At 54.0% G+C, this 18,643-nt stretch carries 18 protein-coding genes; 1 reads left to right on the top strand and 17 read right to left on the bottom strand.

What is annotated here, in order from left to right; all coding sequences use genetic code 11:
* Positions 1-10 precede the first annotated feature (10 nt).
* The 15 genes from tolR to sdhC form a co-directional block, all read right to left on the bottom strand.
* A complete protein-coding gene (gene tolR, locus ACLI4M_RS16475) occupies positions 11-442 on the bottom strand; it encodes a colicin uptake protein TolR (RefSeq protein ID WP_048916715.1) in 432 nt (143 codons plus the stop codon).
* Between the two features lie 13 nt (positions 443-455).
* Complete coding sequence (tolQ, locus tag ACLI4M_RS16470; protein WP_180276721.1) at positions 456-1,133, bottom strand: Tol-Pal system protein TolQ; 678 nt, start codon at positions 1,131-1,133, stop codon at positions 456-458.
* Positions 1,134-1,138: 5 nt separating this feature from the next.
* Entirely contained in the window at positions 1,139-1,543 is a 405-nt protein-coding gene (ybgC, locus tag ACLI4M_RS16465; RefSeq protein ID WP_048916717.1) for a tol-pal system-associated acyl-CoA thioesterase, read from the bottom strand.
* A gap of 251 nt (positions 1,544-1,794) precedes the next feature.
* Positions 1,795-2,088, bottom strand: coding sequence for a cyd operon protein YbgE (gene ybgE / locus ACLI4M_RS16460; protein ID WP_133624161.1), 294 nt, complete (start codon positions 2,086-2,088; stop codon positions 1,795-1,797).
* A complete protein-coding gene (gene cydX / locus ACLI4M_RS16455) occupies positions 2,088-2,198 on the bottom strand; it encodes a cytochrome bd-I oxidase subunit CydX (protein WP_099753591.1) in 111 nt (36 codons plus the stop codon). The genes ybgE and cydX overlap by 1 nt, the downstream gene beginning before the upstream one ends.
* A 16-nt stretch (positions 2,199-2,214) precedes the next feature.
* On the bottom strand, positions 2,215-3,354 hold the full coding sequence (gene cydB / locus ACLI4M_RS16450) for a cytochrome d ubiquinol oxidase subunit II (RefSeq protein WP_133624162.1): 1,140 nt from the start codon (positions 3,352-3,354) through the stop codon (positions 2,215-2,217).
* 15 nt (positions 3,355-3,369) lie between these two features.
* Positions 3,370-4,938, bottom strand: coding sequence for a cytochrome ubiquinol oxidase subunit I (gene cydA / locus ACLI4M_RS16445; RefSeq protein ID WP_099753589.1), 1,569 nt, complete (start codon positions 4,936-4,938; stop codon positions 3,370-3,372).
* A 608-nt stretch (positions 4,939-5,546) separates the two neighbouring features.
* Positions 5,547-6,419 (bottom strand): succinate--CoA ligase subunit alpha, encoded by an 873-nt coding sequence (sucD, locus tag ACLI4M_RS16440; protein WP_048916721.1) that lies wholly within the window; start codon positions 6,417-6,419, stop codon positions 5,547-5,549.
* Positions 6,419-7,585: an ADP-forming succinate--CoA ligase subunit beta gene (sucC, locus tag ACLI4M_RS16435; protein WP_048916722.1), complete on the bottom strand. Its 1,167-nt coding sequence runs from the start codon at positions 7,583-7,585 to the stop codon at positions 6,419-6,421. Before sucC ends, sucD begins: the two co-directional genes overlap by 1 nt.
* An 88-nt stretch (positions 7,586-7,673) precedes the next feature.
* Positions 7,674-8,897 (bottom strand): 2-oxoglutarate dehydrogenase complex dihydrolipoyllysine-residue succinyltransferase, encoded by a 1,224-nt coding sequence (gene odhB, locus ACLI4M_RS16430; protein WP_048916723.1) that lies wholly within the window; start codon positions 8,895-8,897, stop codon positions 7,674-7,676.
* Positions 8,898-8,910: 13 nt separating this feature from the next.
* Positions 8,911-11,718 carry a 2-oxoglutarate dehydrogenase E1 component gene (gene sucA / locus ACLI4M_RS16425; RefSeq protein ID WP_133624163.1) on the bottom strand — a complete coding sequence of 936 codons (2,808 nt, stop codon included), beginning with the start codon at positions 11,716-11,718 and terminating at the stop codon, positions 8,911-8,913.
* 229 nt (positions 11,719-11,947) lie between these two features.
* Positions 11,948-12,664, bottom strand: a complete 717-nt coding sequence (locus ACLI4M_RS16420; RefSeq protein ID WP_048916725.1) for a succinate dehydrogenase iron-sulfur subunit — start codon at positions 12,662-12,664, stop codon at positions 11,948-11,950.
* Positions 12,665-12,679: 15 nt separating this feature from the next.
* Positions 12,680-14,446: a succinate dehydrogenase flavoprotein subunit gene (sdhA, locus tag ACLI4M_RS16415; RefSeq protein ID WP_133624164.1), complete on the bottom strand. Its 1,767-nt coding sequence runs from the start codon at positions 14,444-14,446 to the stop codon at positions 12,680-12,682.
* Positions 14,446-14,793 carry a succinate dehydrogenase membrane anchor subunit gene (gene sdhD / locus ACLI4M_RS16410; protein ID WP_048916727.1) on the bottom strand — a complete coding sequence of 116 codons (348 nt, stop codon included), beginning with the start codon at positions 14,791-14,793 and terminating at the stop codon, positions 14,446-14,448. Before sdhD ends, sdhA begins: the two co-directional genes overlap by 1 nt.
* A complete protein-coding gene (gene sdhC, locus ACLI4M_RS16405; RefSeq protein WP_048916728.1) occupies positions 14,787-15,176 on the bottom strand; it encodes a succinate dehydrogenase cytochrome b556 subunit in 390 nt (129 codons plus the stop codon). The genes sdhD and sdhC overlap by 7 nt, the downstream gene beginning before the upstream one ends.
* Before the next feature lie 636 nt (positions 15,177-15,812).
* Here sdhC and ACLI4M_RS16400 point away from each other — a divergent pair.
* The gene (locus ACLI4M_RS16400) at positions 15,813-17,096 is read left to right on the top strand and encodes a citrate synthase (RefSeq protein WP_048916730.1); all 1,284 of its coding nucleotides are present in this window, start codon (positions 15,813-15,815) and stop codon (positions 17,094-17,096) included.
* Positions 17,097-17,186: 90 nt separating this feature from the next.
* Here ACLI4M_RS16400 and nei read toward each other — a convergent pair whose 3' ends face one another.
* Both nei and pcp read right to left on the bottom strand, forming a co-directional pair.
* On the bottom strand, positions 17,187-17,978 hold the full coding sequence (gene nei, locus ACLI4M_RS16395) for an endonuclease VIII (protein ID WP_133624165.1): 792 nt from the start codon (positions 17,976-17,978) through the stop codon (positions 17,187-17,189).
* Positions 17,979-17,995: 17 nt separating this feature from the next.
* A complete protein-coding gene (gene pcp / locus ACLI4M_RS16390) occupies positions 17,996-18,637 on the bottom strand; it encodes a pyroglutamyl-peptidase I (protein WP_048916732.1) in 642 nt (213 codons plus the stop codon).
* Positions 18,638-18,643 lie beyond the last annotated feature (6 nt).

The following is an 18,643-nucleotide window of genomic DNA, read 5'->3' as shown; positions in this document are numbered from 1 at the left end:
TTCGAATGAATTAAATCGGCTGCGTCATTAATCCGACAGACTTAACGCCGGCCTGATGCAGCAAGTTAAGCGCCTTGATGATCTCGTCATAAGGCACTTCTTTGGCTCCGCCAATCAGGAACACGGTTTTCGGGTTAGCCGTAATGCGACGCTGCGCCTCGGCAACCACCTGTTCCGGTGGCAGCTGCTCCATCCGATCGTGATCAACCACCAGGCTGTACTGCCCGACTCCGGAAACTTCGACGATCACCGGAGGGTTATCATCGCTGGAGACGGTCTTAGAATCCGTTGCGTCCGGCAGATCGACTTCCACGCTCTGGGTGATGATGGGCGCCGTTGCCATGAAAATCAGCAGCAGCACCAGCAGCACGTCCAGCAGCGGTACGATATTTATCTCGGACTTAACTTCGCGGCGACCACCGCGACCCCGTTTTCTGGCCATGCTAACCTCCGACTTACTTGCTGACGTCGCTTGAGAATGCCTGACGATGCAGGATAGCCGTGAACTCTTCCATGAAGTTATCGTAGTTCTGCTCCAGCTTGTTAACGCGCTGGCTCAGGCGGTTATAGGCCATAACCGCCGGGATGGCTGCAAACAGACCAATCGCCGTGGCGATCAGTGCTTCAGCGATACCCGGTGCCACCATTTGCAGGGTGGCCTGCTTCACCGCGCCCAGCGCGATAAAGGCATGCATGATCCCCCACACCGTACCAAACAGGCCGATATACGGACTGATTGAACCGACGGTGCCAAGGAAAGGAATGTGGTTTTCAAGCGCTTCCAGTTCACGGTTCATGGAGATGCGCATAGCGCGCGTCGCGCCTTCTACGACCGCTTCCGGCGCGTGATTGTTGGCACGATGCAGACGGGCAAACTCTTTAAAGCCTGCGTAGAAAATCTGCTCAGAACCGCCCAGCTCATCGCGACGGGCCTGGCTTTCCTGATAGAGACGAGACAGCTCGATACCGGACCAGAACTTATCTTCGAAGGCATCCGCATCACGCGTGGCAGCATTCAGAATACGGGTACGCTGAATGATAACGGCCCAGGAGGCGATAGAAAACCCGATCAAAATCAACATGATAAGTTTGACCAGAAGGCTCGCCTTCAGGAACAAATCAAGAATGTTCATGTCAGTCACTGCTTGAACTCCGCGACAATAGACTTGGGAAGCGCTATCGGCTTCATTAGATGTGGATTGATGCAGGCAATAAGGACTTCTGCTTCATTGAGCACACGGCCTTCTGCATTAACGATGCGTTGTGCGAATGTCATGGTCGTTCTGCTCATGGCAATGACCTCGCTCTGCACGTCGAGCATATCATCGAGACGGGCAGCTGCAAGGTAATCGACCGTGATACGACGCACGACAAAGCCGACCTGCTGTTCCAGCAAAGCCTGCTGATTGAAATGGTGCTGGCGCAACATTTCAGTCCGTGCCCGTTCATAAAAAGCGACATAGCTGGCATGGTAAACCACACCACCGGCATCGGTATCTTCGTAATAGACACGCACCGGCCATCGAAACAGCGTTGTACTCACTCTACATCCCGGTAATGCTAATCATTGGTACAGGAAAACGTTGCTACTATACGCAAGAGCTAACTGCTTGGGAATGGATTGCCAGAGGGTTACGAAAATAATTATCCGGCGGTAACAACTTCACTGATTTCAGCATATTTGTTAAACAATGATTGACAAAAAAGCAGGTAAAAAAAGATTGGCGAAGGCGGGAATGAAGTGGAATTTAGCGGGAAAAATTATGGGCCAGAGAAACCTGGCCCATGGCATGCTTAAAGGAAGAAAAAGCCGACCCCGCTCAGCAATATCAGCAGCGCGGGCAGTGGCGCAAATAACCCACGCCAGCGCAGACGCTGGGGGCGGAATCCAACACCGTGGATCACCCCGGCACACACCGCCCACATCAGCAGTAACCCCTGCCAGATAGTCAGTTCGCTGCTGTTGGCTGCGAAGCGTGACGGGTCCCAAAACATGCAGCCCGCCAGCAGCAACGCCGCCGCCAGGGACAGCGCCCGTAACGGGCCCTTATCCATCAGTTGATAAAGACGAGCGATGCCCTCCCCCATTACGATTTCTCTTCAGCGCTTGCCGCTTCAGCCTGCTCTAACGCCAGGGCTGTAATAATACCGAAGGCACAGGCCAGCAGCGTGCCGAGGATCCAGGCAAAATACCACATGATGACGCTCCTTCTGTTAATAGAGAGAATTGCTGTTACCTTCAATATGCTCTTTGGTCAGGCGACCGAACATCTTGTAGTAACACCAGGTTGTATAAGCCAGGATGATTGGCACAAAGATAATGGCTGCCACGGTCATCACTTTCAGGGTCAGCAGCGTCGACGTGGCATCCCACATCGTCAGGCTGACGTTAGGTACGGTGCTGGAAGGCATCACGAACGGGAACATCGCTACCCCCGCCGTCAGGATCACGCACGCCATGGTTAAGGAAGAGAAGACAAATGCCCACGCCCCTTTTTCCAGCCGCGAACACATAATGGTCAGCAGCGGCAGCACCACGCCCAGCGCCGGAATGGTCCAGAGAATCGGTGCATTGTTGAAATTCACCATCCAGGCACCCGCCTGCTGACTCACTTCTTTCACCAGCGGGTTGGACGGGCCGTTATGATCCAGTACCGAGGTCACCACGTAACCGTCAATTCCATAAACCACCCAGACGCCTGCGAGCACAAAGCACACCATCATAACCAGCGCACAGATCTGCGCGGTAATACGCGCGCGCAGGTGCAGCTCACCCACGGTACGCATCTGCAGATAAGTTGCCCCCTGAGTCAGGAACATCATCAGGCTAACGATACCTGCCAGCAGGCCAAACGGGTTAAGCAGCTGGAAGAAGTTGCCGGTGTAGAACAAGCGCAGGTCAGTATCAATATGAAAAGGCACGCCCTGCAGCAGGTTACCGAACGCCACCCCGATCACCAGCGGTGGTACAAAGCTGCCAATAAAGATTGCCCAGTCCCACATTCCACGCCAGCGCGGATCTTCTATTTTCGAGCGGTAGTCAAAACCGACCGGACGGAAGAACAGCGAGGCCAGCACCAGGATCATCGCCACGTAGAAGCCGGAGAAGGCCGCCGCATAGACGGTAGGCCAGGCGGCAAACAGTGCACCGCCGGCAGTGATCAGCCAAACCTGGTTGCCGTCCCAGTGCGGGGCGATACTGTTGATCATGATGCGGCGTTCGGTATCGGTACGGCCGAGAATGCGCGACAGCACCCCCACCCCCATATCGAAACCATCGGTGATGGCGAATCCGATACACAGGATGCCAATCAGCAGCCACCAGATAAAACGCATTAGTTCATAAGTTAACATGTGTGCACTCCTGTCTTATCGAACCGGCTGCGGCGCGGTGGCGGACTGTTCAAAGTGATAGCGCCCGGTTTTCAAGCTGCTTGGGCCAAGGCGCGCAAACTTGAACATCAGATACATTTCAGCGACCAGGAATAGCGTATACAGACCGCAAATCAGTCCGATGGAGAACAGCAGATCGCCAATGGTCAGTGACGAGTTCGCCACGGCGGTTGGCAGCACTTCACCGATGGCCCACGGCTGGCGGCCGTATTCAGCAACAAACCAGCCTGACTCAATGGCGATCCACGGTAACGGAATACCGTATAGCGCGCATTTGAGTAGCAGCGGGCACTTGCCGATGCGATTGCGGATCACCGACCAGAATGACAGGCCGATAATCAACAGCATCAGTACGCCACACAGCACCATAATGCGGAATGAGAAGTAGAGCGGCGCCACGGCAGGAATCGAATCTTTAGTGGCCTGCTGGATTTGTGCTTCGCTGGCATCCGCTACGTTCGGCGTATAGCGTTTCAGCAACAGCCCGTAACCGAGGTCCTTCTTGGCCGCATTGAATTCAGCACGTACGGCAGGATCCTGATTGCCGGTGCGAAGCTGCTGCAGCAGCTGATAAGCCTTCATGCCGTTACGAATACGCACTTCGTGCTCGCTCATCAGCTCTTTCAGGCCGGTCACCTGCTTATCCACGGAGCGAGTGGCAATTAAGCCCAGCGCCCAGGGGATCTGAATAGCATAGTTATTGCGCTGTGCTTCCTGATCGGGAATACCAAACAGGGTAAACGCCGCCGGGGCTGGCTGGGTTTCCCATTCGGCTTCAATAGCCGCCAGTTTGGTTTTCTGCACGTCACCGACTTCGTAGCCTGACTCATCACCCAGCACGATGACGGAGAGGATAGCGGCCATGCCAAAGCTGGCGGCAATGGCAAAGGAGCGTTTGGCAAAGGCCATATCGCGCCCGCGCAGAAGATAGTAGGAGCTGACCCCAAGGATAAACATCGCACCGCAGGTATAGCCTGCCGCCACGGTGTGAACGAATTTAACCTGAGCAACGGGGTTGAGGACCAGTTCAGAGAAGCTGATCATCTCCATGCGCATGGTTTCGAAGTTGAAATCGGAGGCAACCGGGTTTTGCATCCAGCCATTTGCCACCAGAATCCACAGGGCGGAAAGGTTTGAGCCTAATGCCACCAGCCAGGTCACAGCCATATGCTGTACTTTACCCAGACGATCCCAGCCGAAGAAGAATAGACCGACAAAGGTGGATTCAAGGAAGAACGCCATTAAACCTTCAATGGCGAGCGGAGCACCGAAGATATCCCCGACATAGTGAGAGTAGTAAGACCAGTTGGTGCCGAACTGAAACTCCATGGTAAGCCCGGTGGCGACGCCCAGAGCAAAGTTAATACCAAATAACTTGCCCCAGAATTTGGTCATATCTTTATAGATCTGTTTGCCGGACAGAACATATACGGTTTCCATGATTGCCAGTAAAAACGCCATACCCAGCGTTAATGGCACAAACAGGAAATGATACATGGCAGTCAAGGCAAACTGTAATCGCGACAGTTCGACAATATCCAACATTTCGACTCCTTGCTCCGCTAGCAGATCGCGCTGAATAATACCCGAGTAAAACACTCAGTTATTCTCGACGAAATCTCCAACAAATGAAATTTTATCCCATGGTAGTTTTCGACGCAGGGCGCGACGCCTTAGCCTGACGACTAAAGGTTACCAACGGCTTAAACACGCTAATTTTAGAGGTTTTACTATTGTACGCCTTTATACACACAACTTTAAAGCGGTTTTGTGACGACAGTATTATTTTTCCCTTTTCACATCAATTTGCTGAGCGATATAGGTAAACCCGCCAAATTGATACAGCGCAATTTAAACTAAAAGCTAAGACACTTTCCAGCAATAAAGACGATAAATAAACCTGCTTTTCTTGATCCAGATTAAGATAATGACTGGCATTAATATGGTAGCAAAAAGGAGATGTTAAGTTATTGTATGCGCTTTCCAGATGGGCGTTAAAAATAAACACAAGATCGTGGTTATTTTAGGTTAAATGATTTTTACCCGATGGATGGATAAAAAATAAAGTTAAATCTTAAGCTGATAAAAGTGTGGCATAAGAAGATAAAAAAGCCACCCGCAGGTGGCTTTTTTTGCTGTATTGCACAGCGTGCTTACTGAGGCAGAACCGCTTTCACCGCGTCACCGATGTCAGCCAGGCTGCGCACGGTTTTCACGCCTGCCGCTTCCAGTGCAGCAAACTTCTCGTCAGCTGTCCCTTTACCGCCTGCAATAATTGCACCCGCATGGCCCATACGCTTACCTTTAGGCGCGGTCACGCCTGCAATGTAACCGACAACCGGCTTGGTGACGTACTCTTTGATAAACGCAGCCGCTTCTTCTTCTGCGCTACCACCGATCTCACCGATCATCACAATCGCTTCAGTCTGTGGGTCATCCTGGAACAGCTTCAGGATATCGATAAAGTTAGAGCCCGGAATCGGGTCACCACCGATACCCACGCAGGTAGACTGGCCGTAGCCAATGTCTGTAGTCTGCTTAACGGCTTCATAAGTCAGCGTACCAGAGCGGGAAACGATACCGATACGGCCCGGCTGGTGGATGTGACCTGGCATGATGCCGATTTTGCACTCGCCTGGGGTGATAACACCCGGGCAGTTTGGACCGATCATACGCACGCCAGCTTCATCCAGCTTCACTTTTACCGTCAGCATATCCAGCGTTGGAATACCTTCAGTGATGGTGATGATCAGCTTGATGCCTGCATCGATAGCTTCCAGGATACCGTCTTTGCAGAACGGAGCAGGAACATAGATCACAGAGGCAGTTGCCCCCGTGGCTTCTACGGCTTCGCGTACGGTGTTGAATACCGGCAGACCGAGGTGCTCAGTACCGCCTTTGCCTGGGGTGACACCGCCAACCAGCTGAGTACCATAAGCTAATGCCTGCTCGGAGTGGAAAGTACCCTGCCCACCGGTGAAGCCCTGGCAGATAACTTTGGTGTTTTTATCGATCAAAATAGACATTATTTACCCTCCGCTGCGGCAACAACGCGCTGCGCCGCGTCACTCAGGCTGGTTGCTGCAATAATATTCAGGCCGCTGTCTGCCAGTTTCTTGGCACCCAACTCGGCATTGTTACCTTCCAGACGGACCACTACCGGTACGTTCACGCCCACTTCAGCGACCGCGCCAATAATACCGTCAGCAATCAGGTCGCAGCGTACGATGCCGCCGAAGATGTTAACGAATACGGCTTTCACCGCGTCGTCAGACAGGATGATTTTGAACGCTTCGGTGACGCGCTCTTTGGTTGCGCCGCCGCCAACGTCCAGGAAGTTAGCTGGCTGGCCACCACTCAGCTTCACGATGTCCATGGTGCCCATTGCCAGACCGGCGCCGTTTACCATGCAGCCGATGTTACCTTCCAGTGCCACATAGTTCAGTTCCCACTGCGCTGCGTGTGCTTCGCGTGAGTCTTCCTGGCTTGGGTCACGCATTTCGCGCAGCTCAGGCTGACGGAAAAGTGCGTTGCCGTCGGCAGTCAGTTTACCGTCCAGGCAGACCAGATCGCCCTGCTTGGTGATGACCAGCGGGTTGATCTCAACCAGTGCCAGGTCACGCTCCAGGAACAGCGTTGCCAGACCCATGAAGATCTTGGTGAACTGGCCAACCTGCTTACCGGTCAGACCCAGTTTGAACGCCAGCTCACGGCCCTGATAGGGCTGTGGTCCGGTCAGCGGGTCCAGCGCCATTTTATGGATCAGGTGCGGGGTTTCTTCCGCGACTTTCTCAATTTCTACGCCGCCCTCAGTAGAGGCCATAAACACCACACGACGCGTGCCACGGTCGACTACCGCGCCCAGGTACAGCTCCTGGTCGATGTCGGTCGCAGATTCAACCAGAATCTGGTTAACCGGCTGACCATGTGCGTCTGTCTGGTAGGTCACCAGACGTTTGCCCAGCCAGTTTTCAGCGAATGCGCGGATGTCTTCTTTACTGTTTACCACTTTCACACCGCCCGCTTTACCACGGCCACCGGCATGAACCTGACATTTCACTACCCACGGGCCGGCACCAATTTTAGAGGCGGCTTCTTCTGCTTCGCGTGGCGTGGTGCAGGCATAACCGGTTGGTGCCGGTAAGCCATACCGTGCAAACAACTGTTTTGCCTGATATTCGTGTAAGTTCATGATGTTCTATCCATTCAGGTCTGAAAAGACTTAGCCACGTTGTGGCTACACATAGGGTTGGGCACGGCGCAAGGCCGTGCCCAGGGGGTTAGACATCCAGCAGCAGACGCTGTGGATCTTCCAGCAGTTCTTTGATTGCGACCAGATAGCCGACAGATTCGCGGCCATCGATCAGACGGTGATCGTAAGAGAGTGCCAGATACATCATTGGCTGGATCACCACCTGACCATTCACCGCCATTGGACGATCTTTAATGGCGTGCATGCCAAGGATCGCGCTCTGCGGTGGGTTGATGATCGGGGTAGACATCAGCGAGCCGAACACACCACCGTTGGTGATGGTGAAATTACCGCCGGTCAGTTCGTCAACGGTCAGCTTACCGTCGCGCCCTTTCACCGCCAGCTCTTTAATTTTCTTCTCGATATCCGCCATGCTCAGCGCATCAACATCTTTCAGCACTGGCGTCACCAGACCGCGCGGCGTGGAAACCGCGATGCTGACGTCGAAGTAGTTGTGGTAAACCACATCTTCGCCATCAATGGAGGCATTCACTTCCGGGTAACGCTTCAGCGCTTCAACCACCGCTTTGATGTAGAAGGACATAAAGCCCAGACGCACACCGTGACGTTTCTCGAACGCTTCACCGTACTGCTTACGCAGTGACATGATTGGCTGCATGTTCACTTCGTTGAAGGTAGTCAGCATGGCAGTGCTGTTCTTCGCTTCCAGCAGACGTTCAGCGACGCGTTTGCGCAGGCGCGTCATCGGAACGCGTTTTTCGCTACGGTTGCCGAGTGAAGTTGCTGGAGCAGCAGCAGCAGGTGCCGCTTTAGGTTCTTCCGCTTTCGCAGGTGCTTTAGCCAGATGTTTTTCCACATCTTCACGCGTGATTCGGCCACCGACACCCGTGCCTTTAATGGCTGCGGCATCAAGGCTGTGCTCAGCAATCAGGCGACGGATCGCCGGGCTCAGTGCGTCATTGCTCTCTTCTTCCAGCGAAGCAGTCTGGCGCTGTGCCGGAGTAGAATCATTGCTTTCTGCTTTAGCTGAGGTCTCTTTACCGCCGCTGTTGCCTTCTTTCAGGCGACCCAGCGCCTGGCGAGAAAGCACGGTCGCGCCTTCTTCTTCCAGAATCGCTTCCAGCACACCATCCGCAGGTGCAGGAACTTCCAGCACCACTTTATCGGTTTCAATTTCTACCAGCACTTCATCACGCTTAACGCTGTCGCCGGGCTTTTTATGCCAGGTTGCCACGCTGGCATCGGCGACGGATTCAGGCAGGTCAGGAACAACGATATCTACGCTACTCATTATTTATCCTTAATTATTCAACGTTCAGCGCGTCATTAACCAGATCTTGCTGCTGCGTCTGGTGAACGGACATATAGCCTACTGCCGGTGATGCAGATGCAGGACGACCGGCATAACGTAATGAAGCCCCAAACGGCACGACTTCGCGGAAATGGTGCTGGCTGCAATACCAGGCACCCTGGTTCAGTGGCTCTTCCTGACACCAGACAAAGTCATGCACGTGGGAATACTGTTGCAGCACATCCTGCACCGCTTTATGCGGGAACGGATAGAGCTGCTCAATACGCACGATGGCGACGTTGGTTTGTTCATTTTTGCGGCGCTTGTCAAGCAGGTCGTAGTAGACCTTACCGGAGCACAGCACAACGCGTTTCACGCCCTGAGGATCAAGGTCGTCGATCTCACCAATTGCCGTCTGGAACGCACCATTGGCCAGCTCTTCCAGTGAAGATACTGCCTGTGGATGACGTAACAGTGACTTCGGTGACATCACCACCAGCGGACGGCGCATGCCGCGCAGAGCCTGACGGCGCAGCATGTGGTAAACCTGTGCTGGCGTTGAAGGCACGCAAACCTGCATGTTCTGCTCGGCGCAAAGCTGCAGATAACGCTCAAGGCGTGCGGAAGAGTGTTCCGGACCCTGGCCTTCGTAACCATGCGGCAGCAGCATCACCAGGCCACACATACGGCCCCATTTCTGTTCGCCAGAGCTGATGAACTGGTCGATAACCACCTGAGCACCGTTGGCGAAGTCACCGAACTGCGCTTCCCAAATAGTCAGGGTGCGCGGTTCCGCAGTCGCATAACCATATTCAAATGCCAGCACGGCTTCTTCCGACAGGACGGAGTCCCAGACTTTGAAGATGCCCTGACCGTTATGAACGTGCTGCAACGGCGTGTAAGTCGAGCCGTTAGCCTGATTGTGGATGACGGCATGACGGTGGAAGAAGGTTCCGCGCCCCATATCCTCACCGGAGAGACGGCATGGAATGCCTTCATCAACCAGCGTGGCATAAGCGAGGTTTTCTGCAGCGCCCCAGTCGAACATTTTGTTGCCGGCCGCCATCTCTGCACGGTCATTGTAAATCTTGGCAACGCGCGACTGCATTTCCACCGCTTCCGGCACCGTACTGATGCGCTTAGCCAGTTCCTGCAGGCGCTTCAGTTCGATGGTTTCAGGATAACCTTCATCCCAGTCATGGTTCAGATAAGGCGACCATGTAAAGGAGTGCAGGCTCATCGGGCGCCATTCCGGCACAACGCACTCACCGGCATCCAGCGCATCACGGTACAGGTTGACCATTTCCGTGGCATCTTCCAGGCTGGCGACTTTTTCAGCTTCCAGCTTGTCAGCATAGATTTTACGCGGTGTCGGGTGCTTCTTGATTTTCTGGTACATCACCGGCTGCGTGGCGCTTGGCTCATCAGCTTCGTTGTGACCGTGACGGCGATAGCAGACCAGATCGATAAACACATCGCGTTTAAAGGTGTTACGGAAATCCAACGCCAGGCGGGTAACAAAGGCCACCGCTTCCGGGTCGTCGGCATTGACGTGGAAGATAGGTGCCAGCACCATTTTACCAATATCAGTACAGTACTGCGTAGAGCGAGCATCTTTCGGGTTTGAGGTGGTGAAACCAATTTGGTTATTGATCACGATACGCACGGTACCGCCCACTTCATAGCCGCGAGCCTGGGACATGTTCAGGGTTTCCTGCACCACGCCCTGCCCGATTACCGCGGCATCGCCGTGAATGGTAATCGGTAATACTTTGTTGCTGCTCGGTTCATCCAGACGGTCGAGACGGGCACGTACCGATCCCATCACTACCGGGCTGACGATCTCCAGATGCGATGGGTTAAACGCCAGCGCCAGGTGAACCATGCCGCCTTCGGTTTCCACATCAGAAGAGAAGCCCATATGGTACTTCACGTCGCCGGTACCGAGGTGCTCTTTATGCTTGCCGGAGAATTCGTCGAACAGGTCCTGAGGCTTTTTGCCCAGCACGTTGATCAGTACGTTCAGACGACCACGGTGCGCCATACCCAGCACCACTTCGCGCGTGCCGCTCTTACCGGCATGGCGGATCATCTCATTGAGCATTGGCACCAGCGCATCGCCACCTTCCAGTGAGAAGCGTTTGGCACCCGGGAATTTCGCCCCGAGGTAACGCTCCAGACCTTCTGCTGCGGTCAGCTGTTTGAGGAAGCCCTTTTTCTCTTCAACAGAGTAAGAGGCCTGCCCCACTACGGATTCCAGACGCTGTTGGATCCAGCGCTTTTCTTCCGTGTTGGTGATGTGCATGTACTCCGCACCGATCGAACCGCAATAGGTCTGTTTCAGTGCAGCATACAGGTCCGCCAGTTTTAGCGTCTCTTTGCCAATGGCGAAGGACCCGACGTTAAAACTCTCCTGGAAATCTGCATCGCTCAGGCCGTGATAGGCTGGGTCGAGATCCGGAACATCTTCCTGTTTCCACAGGCCAAGCGGATCGAGGTTTGCCTGCTGATGACCGCGGAATCGGAACGCGTTGATCAGCTGCAGTACCTTAACCTGTTTGGCATTGGTTTCAGGATCGCTAACAGAGGCCGTATAGCGCGAAGCATCTTTCGCCAGACGGCGGAAATATTCGCGAGTGGTGGAGTGAAATTGCTCAGGTCTAACCCCAGTGCCAGGAAGCTGCTGGAAAAGCGTCTTCCAGGCATCATCGACAGAGTCAGGATCGGTTAAAAAGTCCTCATAGAGCTGCTCTATGTAGGACTGGTTCGCGCCGGCCAGCCAGGTGGAGTCCAGCCAGGGTTTCATCGCGCTGTTCTGCATTGTGATCCCTTAAGCATATGTGTGCTTTTTTTTTCGCCGTGGTTGTATTAGTGGAACCTTTGCAAGTCCCCGCCGCGTTAACGGCTTACCGTGGTACGGTTCTTCGATACGAGCGAAAGGCCCGTAAGGGAACCTTTGCAAAGGGTTTCCGGCATGATTCAGTACCGAAAACACCTTACAAAGATCGCCTGGTAAAACGCCGGGAACCTGAGGCTCCCGGTGTTTAACGCTATGCGCCCCGCTGCAGCAGCATCGACTTAATATGGCCGATCGCACGCGTTGGGTTCAGCCCTTTCGGACATACGCTTACACAGTTCATAATGCTGTGACAGCGGAAAACGCTGAAAGCATCATTCAGATTGTCGAGGCGCGCATCGGTTTCGGTGTCGCGGCTGTCAATCAGGAAACGGTAAGCGGCCAGCAGGCCTGCCGGACCAATAAATTTGTCCGGATTCCACCAGAATGACGGGCATGAGGTGGAGCAGCAGGCGCAAAGAATACATTCGTACAGGCCATCGAGCTTTTCACGCTGTTCTGGCTCCTGCAGATGCTCCCTTGCTGGTGGATTCTGCCCATTATTCAACAGGTAAGGCTTAATTTTCTCATATTGAGTATAGAATTGCCCCATGTCTACCACCAAATCGCGGATTACCGGTAAACCGGGCAGCGGGCGGATGACAATCTTCTGTTTACCATTGCCCAATGCAGAGACTGGGGTAATACAGGCAAGACCATTTTTACCGTTCATGTTGATACCGTCGGAACCACACACTCCTTCACGGCAGGAGCGGCGGAACGCTAACGTCGGGTCTTTCTCTTTCAGACGCATCAGCGCGTCCAGCAGCATCATGTCACGGCCGTCTTCTGACTCCAGCGTATATTCCTGCATACGCGGAGCATCGTCGACTTCCGGGTTATAGCGATAGATGGAAAATTCGAGTCTCATGATTATCTCCGCAAACTAGTATGTACGCGCTTTCGGCGGGAAGGCCGCACGCAGTTTCGGCTGCATGTTCACCTCACGGCGCGTCATGCTTTCACTTTGCGGCAGATACAGGCTGTGGCATAACCAGTTTGCATCGTCACGGTCAGGATAGTCGAAGCGGCTGTGTGCCCCACGGCTTTCGGTACGGAAGTTAGCTGCAACTGCGGTTGCGTAAGCCGTTTCCATCAGGTTATCCAACTCCAGACACTCAACACGCTGAGTATTGAAATCTGGAGAACGGTCATCCAGGCGGGCATTCTTCAGGCGCTCACGCAGCACTTTCAGCTCTGCCAGACCTTTTGCCATGGCATCGCCTTCGCGGAATACCGAGAAGTTATGCTGCATACAGGTTTGCAACGCTTTACGCAGTTCTGCCGGATCTTCACCGGTCACGTTGTTATTCCAGCGGTTGAGACGTGCCAGAGAAGCGTCGACCTCTTCTTCGGTGGCATCGCGCAGTTCGCCCTGTTCGGCAATCGACTCTTGCAAATGCACACCGGCCGCACGACCAAATACCACCAGATCCAGCAGCGAGTTTCCGCCCAGTCGATTTGAACCGTGCACGGACACGCAGGCAATTTCTCCCACGGCGAACAGCCCCGGGATCAGCACATCTTCGCCTTTGTCGTTAACGGTTAACGCCTGGCCAGTCACGCGTGTTGGAATACCGCCCATCATATAGTGGCAGGTAGGAATGACCGGAATCGGCTCTTTTACCGGATCAACGTGAGCAAAGGTGCGGGACAGCTCCAGAATACCCGGCAGGCGGGACTCAAGGACATCTTTGCCCAGGTGATCCAGTTTCAGTTTGATGTGTGGCCCCCAAGGCCCCTCGCAGCCGCGCCCTTCGCGGATCTCGATCATCATTGAGCGCGCGACCACATCGCGACCGGCGAGGTCTTTGGCATTCGGTGCGTAACGCTCCATAAAGCGCTCGCCGTGTTTATTCAGCAGATATCCGCCTTCACCACGACAGCCTTCCGTTACCAGTACACCCGCCCCGGCAATGCCGGTTGGGTGGAACTGCCACATTTCCATGTCCTGCACCGGCACACCGGCTCGCAGCGCCATGCCGACACCATCGCCGGTACAGATATGGGCGTTAGTGGTCGACTGATAAATACGCCCGGCTCCGCCGGTTGCGAGAACAGTGGCTCGCGCTTTAAAGTAGACGACTTCACCATCTTCAATATTCAGCGCAGTGCAGCCGACAATAGCGCCATCGGCATTTTTCACCAGATCCAGCGCATACCATTCGGAGAAGATAGTGGTTTTGTTCTTCAGATTCTGCTGATACAGCGTATGCAGCAGAGCATGCCCGGTACGGTCAGCGGCAGCGGCAGTACGTGCCGCCTGTTCACCGCCGAAGTTTTTCGACTGACCGCCGAACGGACGCTGATAGATGCGGCCATCTTCCAGACGAGAAAAAGGCAGCCCCATATGTTCCAATTCGGTCACCGCTTCCGGGCCAGTTTTACACATATACTCAATCGCATCCTGGTCGCCGATATAGTCGGAACCTTTCACCGTGTCGTACATGTGCCATTCCCAGTTGTCATCATGGGTATTACCCAAGGCAACGGTGATACCACCCTGCGCAGACACGGTATGGGAACGGGTTGGGAAAACTTTAGACAACAGGGCACAGCTCTGGCCCGATTGGGAAATTTGTAACGCGGCGCGCATACCTGCGCCGCCTGCGCCGATTACCACGGCATCAAATTCTCTTACTGGCAACTTCATTACGCACCCCACACTACTACAGTTCCATAAATCGCATATACCAACAGCGCAACCACAATCACCAGCTGCAGCATCATGCGCATCGCCAGTGGTTTAATGTAGTCGGTCAGTACCTGCCACATGCCGATCCAGCCGTGCACCAAAATGGAGAACAGCGTCAGAAGGGTGAACACTTTAGTAAAGGAGGATGCAAAAAATCCGCGCCAGATGTCATAGGTCAGGGTCCCAGACATCACAATAAAACCGAGGATATACAGCACATACAGGGTCATAACCATGGCGGCAGCACGCAGCAGCAACCAGTCATGAATGCCGTTGCGACCCAGTGCAGAAGCGTTGCTTACCATACGAGGACTCCAGCCAGGATTGAGAGCACGACAGTGATACCGAATGCAATTTGCGCGGAGAGCTTGCCAGTTTGCAAGGTTTCACCCAGGAAGCCAAAGTCCATCATCATATGGCGAATGCCGCCGGCGATATGATACGCCAGTGCGGTTAAGATGCCCCACATAATGAATTTAGCGATAAAGCTGTCCATCACGGCAGATGCCTGCAGGAAGCCTTCGGGTGAAGAGAGCGAGAGACCCAGTAGCCAGAGCAGAATCCCGATCGCCACGAAGGTGATCACGCCGGAGACGCGGTGGAGAATGGACGCAATTGCAGTTAAGGGAAACCGGATCGTAGTGAGATCCAAGTTGACAGGTCTTTGTTTTTTCACGGTTTTGCCCACACAGCCTTTCTTATTTTGCTTCCTCCGGTCCTGAAGGCGGGTCAGACAGCGTTAATAAGGCAAGCATTCGCGCCAGGCACCAAAACAACAACGAACGTCCAGTGTCAAAAACGACGCGTATGAAACGCTGGGTGGCTCCTACTGCAGGGTATTTCCGGAGACCTGGCGGCAGTATAGGTGGATCACATTCTCATTACAATTCCCCTACAAACACTTTGGGAACATTTCGGCGGAACAGTGATCAGCCTCACGATTTTCACAATTGATACAATTTTAATTATCTGATTTGACAAAAGTTCAACATTCTTGTTACAAACGGACGGATAAAAGTTCTATGATGCACAAAAGTTATGGGGATACACTTTCCCCTAAGCACAAGTTATGTAACATTGGTCAGGATCATCAATAGACTATCAGGATTGGTTATCACTTTTTGTTATAGCCATACCGCATCGATGAACGACCATGTTACACATCAGAATTGCGCCACTCCGGCCAGCACGCGCCCGTCACTCTGTACCCTGCACGTAAAAAGATGCCACAGAGTTGATTACCTCATGCGCCAGGCAAGAGGCTGGGGAAATGCCGCATTCTGTTGATTACGATCCCTATATAAGGCGCTAAGGAGACTGTAAAATGGCTGATAAAAAAGCAACGCTAACCCTCGATGGCGAAGCTCCTATTGAGCTTAATGTGCTAAAAGGCACATTGGGTCAGGAAGAAATTGATGTCCGCACTCTCGGCTCAAAAGGTTACTTCACTTTTGACCCCGGCTTTACCTCTACTGCGTCCTGCGAATCTAAAATCACCTATATCGACGGCGATGAAGGCATTCTGCTGCACCGTGGCTTTCCGATTGATCAGCTGGCTTTGCACTCCAACTACCTGGAAGTGTGCTACATCCTGTTGAATGGCGAAGCCCCAAGCGCAGAGCAGTTCGAAGAATTTAAGACCACGGTGACGCGCCATACAATGCTGCACGAGCAGATTCACCATCTGTTCCGTGGTTTCCGTCGTGATTCACACCCAATGGCCGTGATGTGCGGTGTAACCGGTGCACTGGCAGCATTCTACCATGATGCGATGGACGTCAACATTGAGCGCCATCGTGAAATCGCCGCTTTCCGCCTGCTGTCGAAAATGCCGACCATGGCCGCGATGTGCTACAAATATTCCATTGGTCAGCCGTTTGTTTATCCGCGCAACGACCTCTCCTATGCCGGTAACTTCCTGAACATGATGTTCTCCACGCCGTGCGAAGAGTACGTGGTGAACCCGGTGCTGGAGCGTGCGATGGATCGTATTCTGATCCTGCACGCTGACCATGAGCAGAATGCTTCCACCTCTACCGTGCGTACTGCCGGCTCTTCCGGGGCTAACCCGTTTGCCTGTATCGCGGCAGGGATCGCCTCCCTGTGGGGACCCGCACACGGCGGCGCCAACGAAGCCTGTCTGCGCATGCTGGAAGAGATCAGCACCGTTGAGCATATTCCTGAGTTCCTGCGCCGCGCCAAAGATAAGAACGATTCGTTCCGTCTGATGGGCTTCGGTCACCGCGTGTATAAGAACTATGACCCGCGCGCCACCGTCATGCGTGAAACCTGCCATGAAGTGCTGAATGAGCTGGGGATGAAAGATGACCTGCTGGAAGTGGCGATGGAGCTGGAACACATTGCGCTGAACGACCCGTACTTCATCGAACGTAAACTCTATCCAAACGTCGATTTCTATTCAGGCATCATTCTGAAAGCGATGGGCATTCCGTCTTCCATGTTTACCGTGATCTTCGCGATGGCGCGTACCGTGGGCTGGATTGCACACTGGAAAGAGATGCATGACGACGGCGTGAAAATTGCCCGTCCGCGCCAGTTGTATACTGGCTACGATCAGCGCGATTTTACGTCGAATATTAAGAAGTAATTTGCGGGCGGAGCGAAAATGAGAGTCCGCTCCTACAGTAACAGAGTAGATTGACATAGGGGCCGATCGTTTTGATCGGCCCTTATTTTTTCATTTCTGACAGCCCGGACACCAGTAAAACGGCCGCGACGACAGCGTGGTGCGTTCAATGGTGGCACCACAGCGCTCGCACGCCCTCCCTTCCCGATGAAACACCTTAAAGCGAAACAGAGCGCCGTGATGATGATTCTCATCCGCCTGTCCGCGCGTCTGGTAAGAGAGTCGCGGGAGCGCCAGCAGTGCCGTAACCAGCGCATTTAACTGAGCATCATTAAGCGTTTCCGCTTTATGCTGCGGCGCCAGCGCGGCCTGCCAAAGAATTTCCACCCGCAGGTAGTTTCCCAGCCCGGCCAAAAATGACTGGTCCAGCAACAGCCCGCTGAACTGACGTCGGCGAAAACGCTTTGATAATAAACGCTCGCGCACCTGTGCTTCTGTCAGGGTCATATCTAACACGTCCGGCCCGACGCGCTGCAAAAACGGATGGCTGGCCAACCCGTCTGCATCCAGCAGCTCAATTTCCGAAGCGCTATAGAGCAGCAGGGTTTTATCCGCTGCCGCCAGTCTCACCCGCAATACGCGCTTGCTGGCAGGTTCAGTACCGCTATCCACCACGCGCCAGACGCCGTACAGCTGATTATGGCTGTACAGCGTAAGCCCGTTTGAGAAATGAGTTAGCAGCGCTTTGCCACGGGTTTCGATTGCGATGACCCGTTCACCCACCAGCGCCTGCTGATAAGTTTGCAATGCCGGAAAGGCGAACCAGACGTCGGTTAACACCTTGCCCTTAATCGCCTGTTCCAGCCGATCCGCCGCGCGACGGATTTCAGGACCCTCTGGCATGCTCTCCTCCCTGCGAATTAATGTGTGGCGCCGCCCTCGAGAGGGATATCCTCTTTCACCGTCAGCGCAATACCGATGGCCATCTCCAGCGCCAGCGTCACCGTGGTCAGCGACATGCTGGGTACGCCAGGGTGCTTTATCGCCTGTTCCGGCAGATAGGGAATGTGGATAAAGCCGCCGCGAGTTTTACGGCGCCGCAGGTGGTGCAGCAGGCCATACATCACGTTGTTACAGACATAGGTGCCCGCGGTCTGCGAGACCGAAGCGGGGATCCCCGCCTCGCGAATACCCGCCACCATCGCTTTTACCGGCAGCGTGGCAAAATAGGCAGCCGGTCCCTGCGGCTCGATAGGTTCATCAACCGGCTGCGCCCCGGCGTTGTCGGGAATGCGGGCATCATTCACGTTGATTGCGACGCGCTCCACGCTGATATCGGCTCTGCCGCCCGCCTGCCCCACCGCAATCACCAGTTCGGGTTTCAGCTCATCAATAATGCGGGTGATCTCATCTATCGCAGTACCGAACACGCAGGGTAGCTGTCTGGCGACCACTTTGGTCGAGCCAATCATCCGGTCGCTCAGTTGGCTGACTGCCTCCCAGGCCGGGTTTAACAGCTCGCCATCGAAGGGTTCAAAGCCGGTAATCAATACAGTTTTCATCGTTCC

This window comes from Erwinia sp. LJJL01, from assembly GCF_047300805.2.
GTDB lineage: Bacteria > Pseudomonadota > Gammaproteobacteria > Enterobacterales > Enterobacteriaceae > Erwinia > Erwinia aphidicola.
This window is presented reverse-complemented; position numbering and strand designations above follow the sequence as displayed.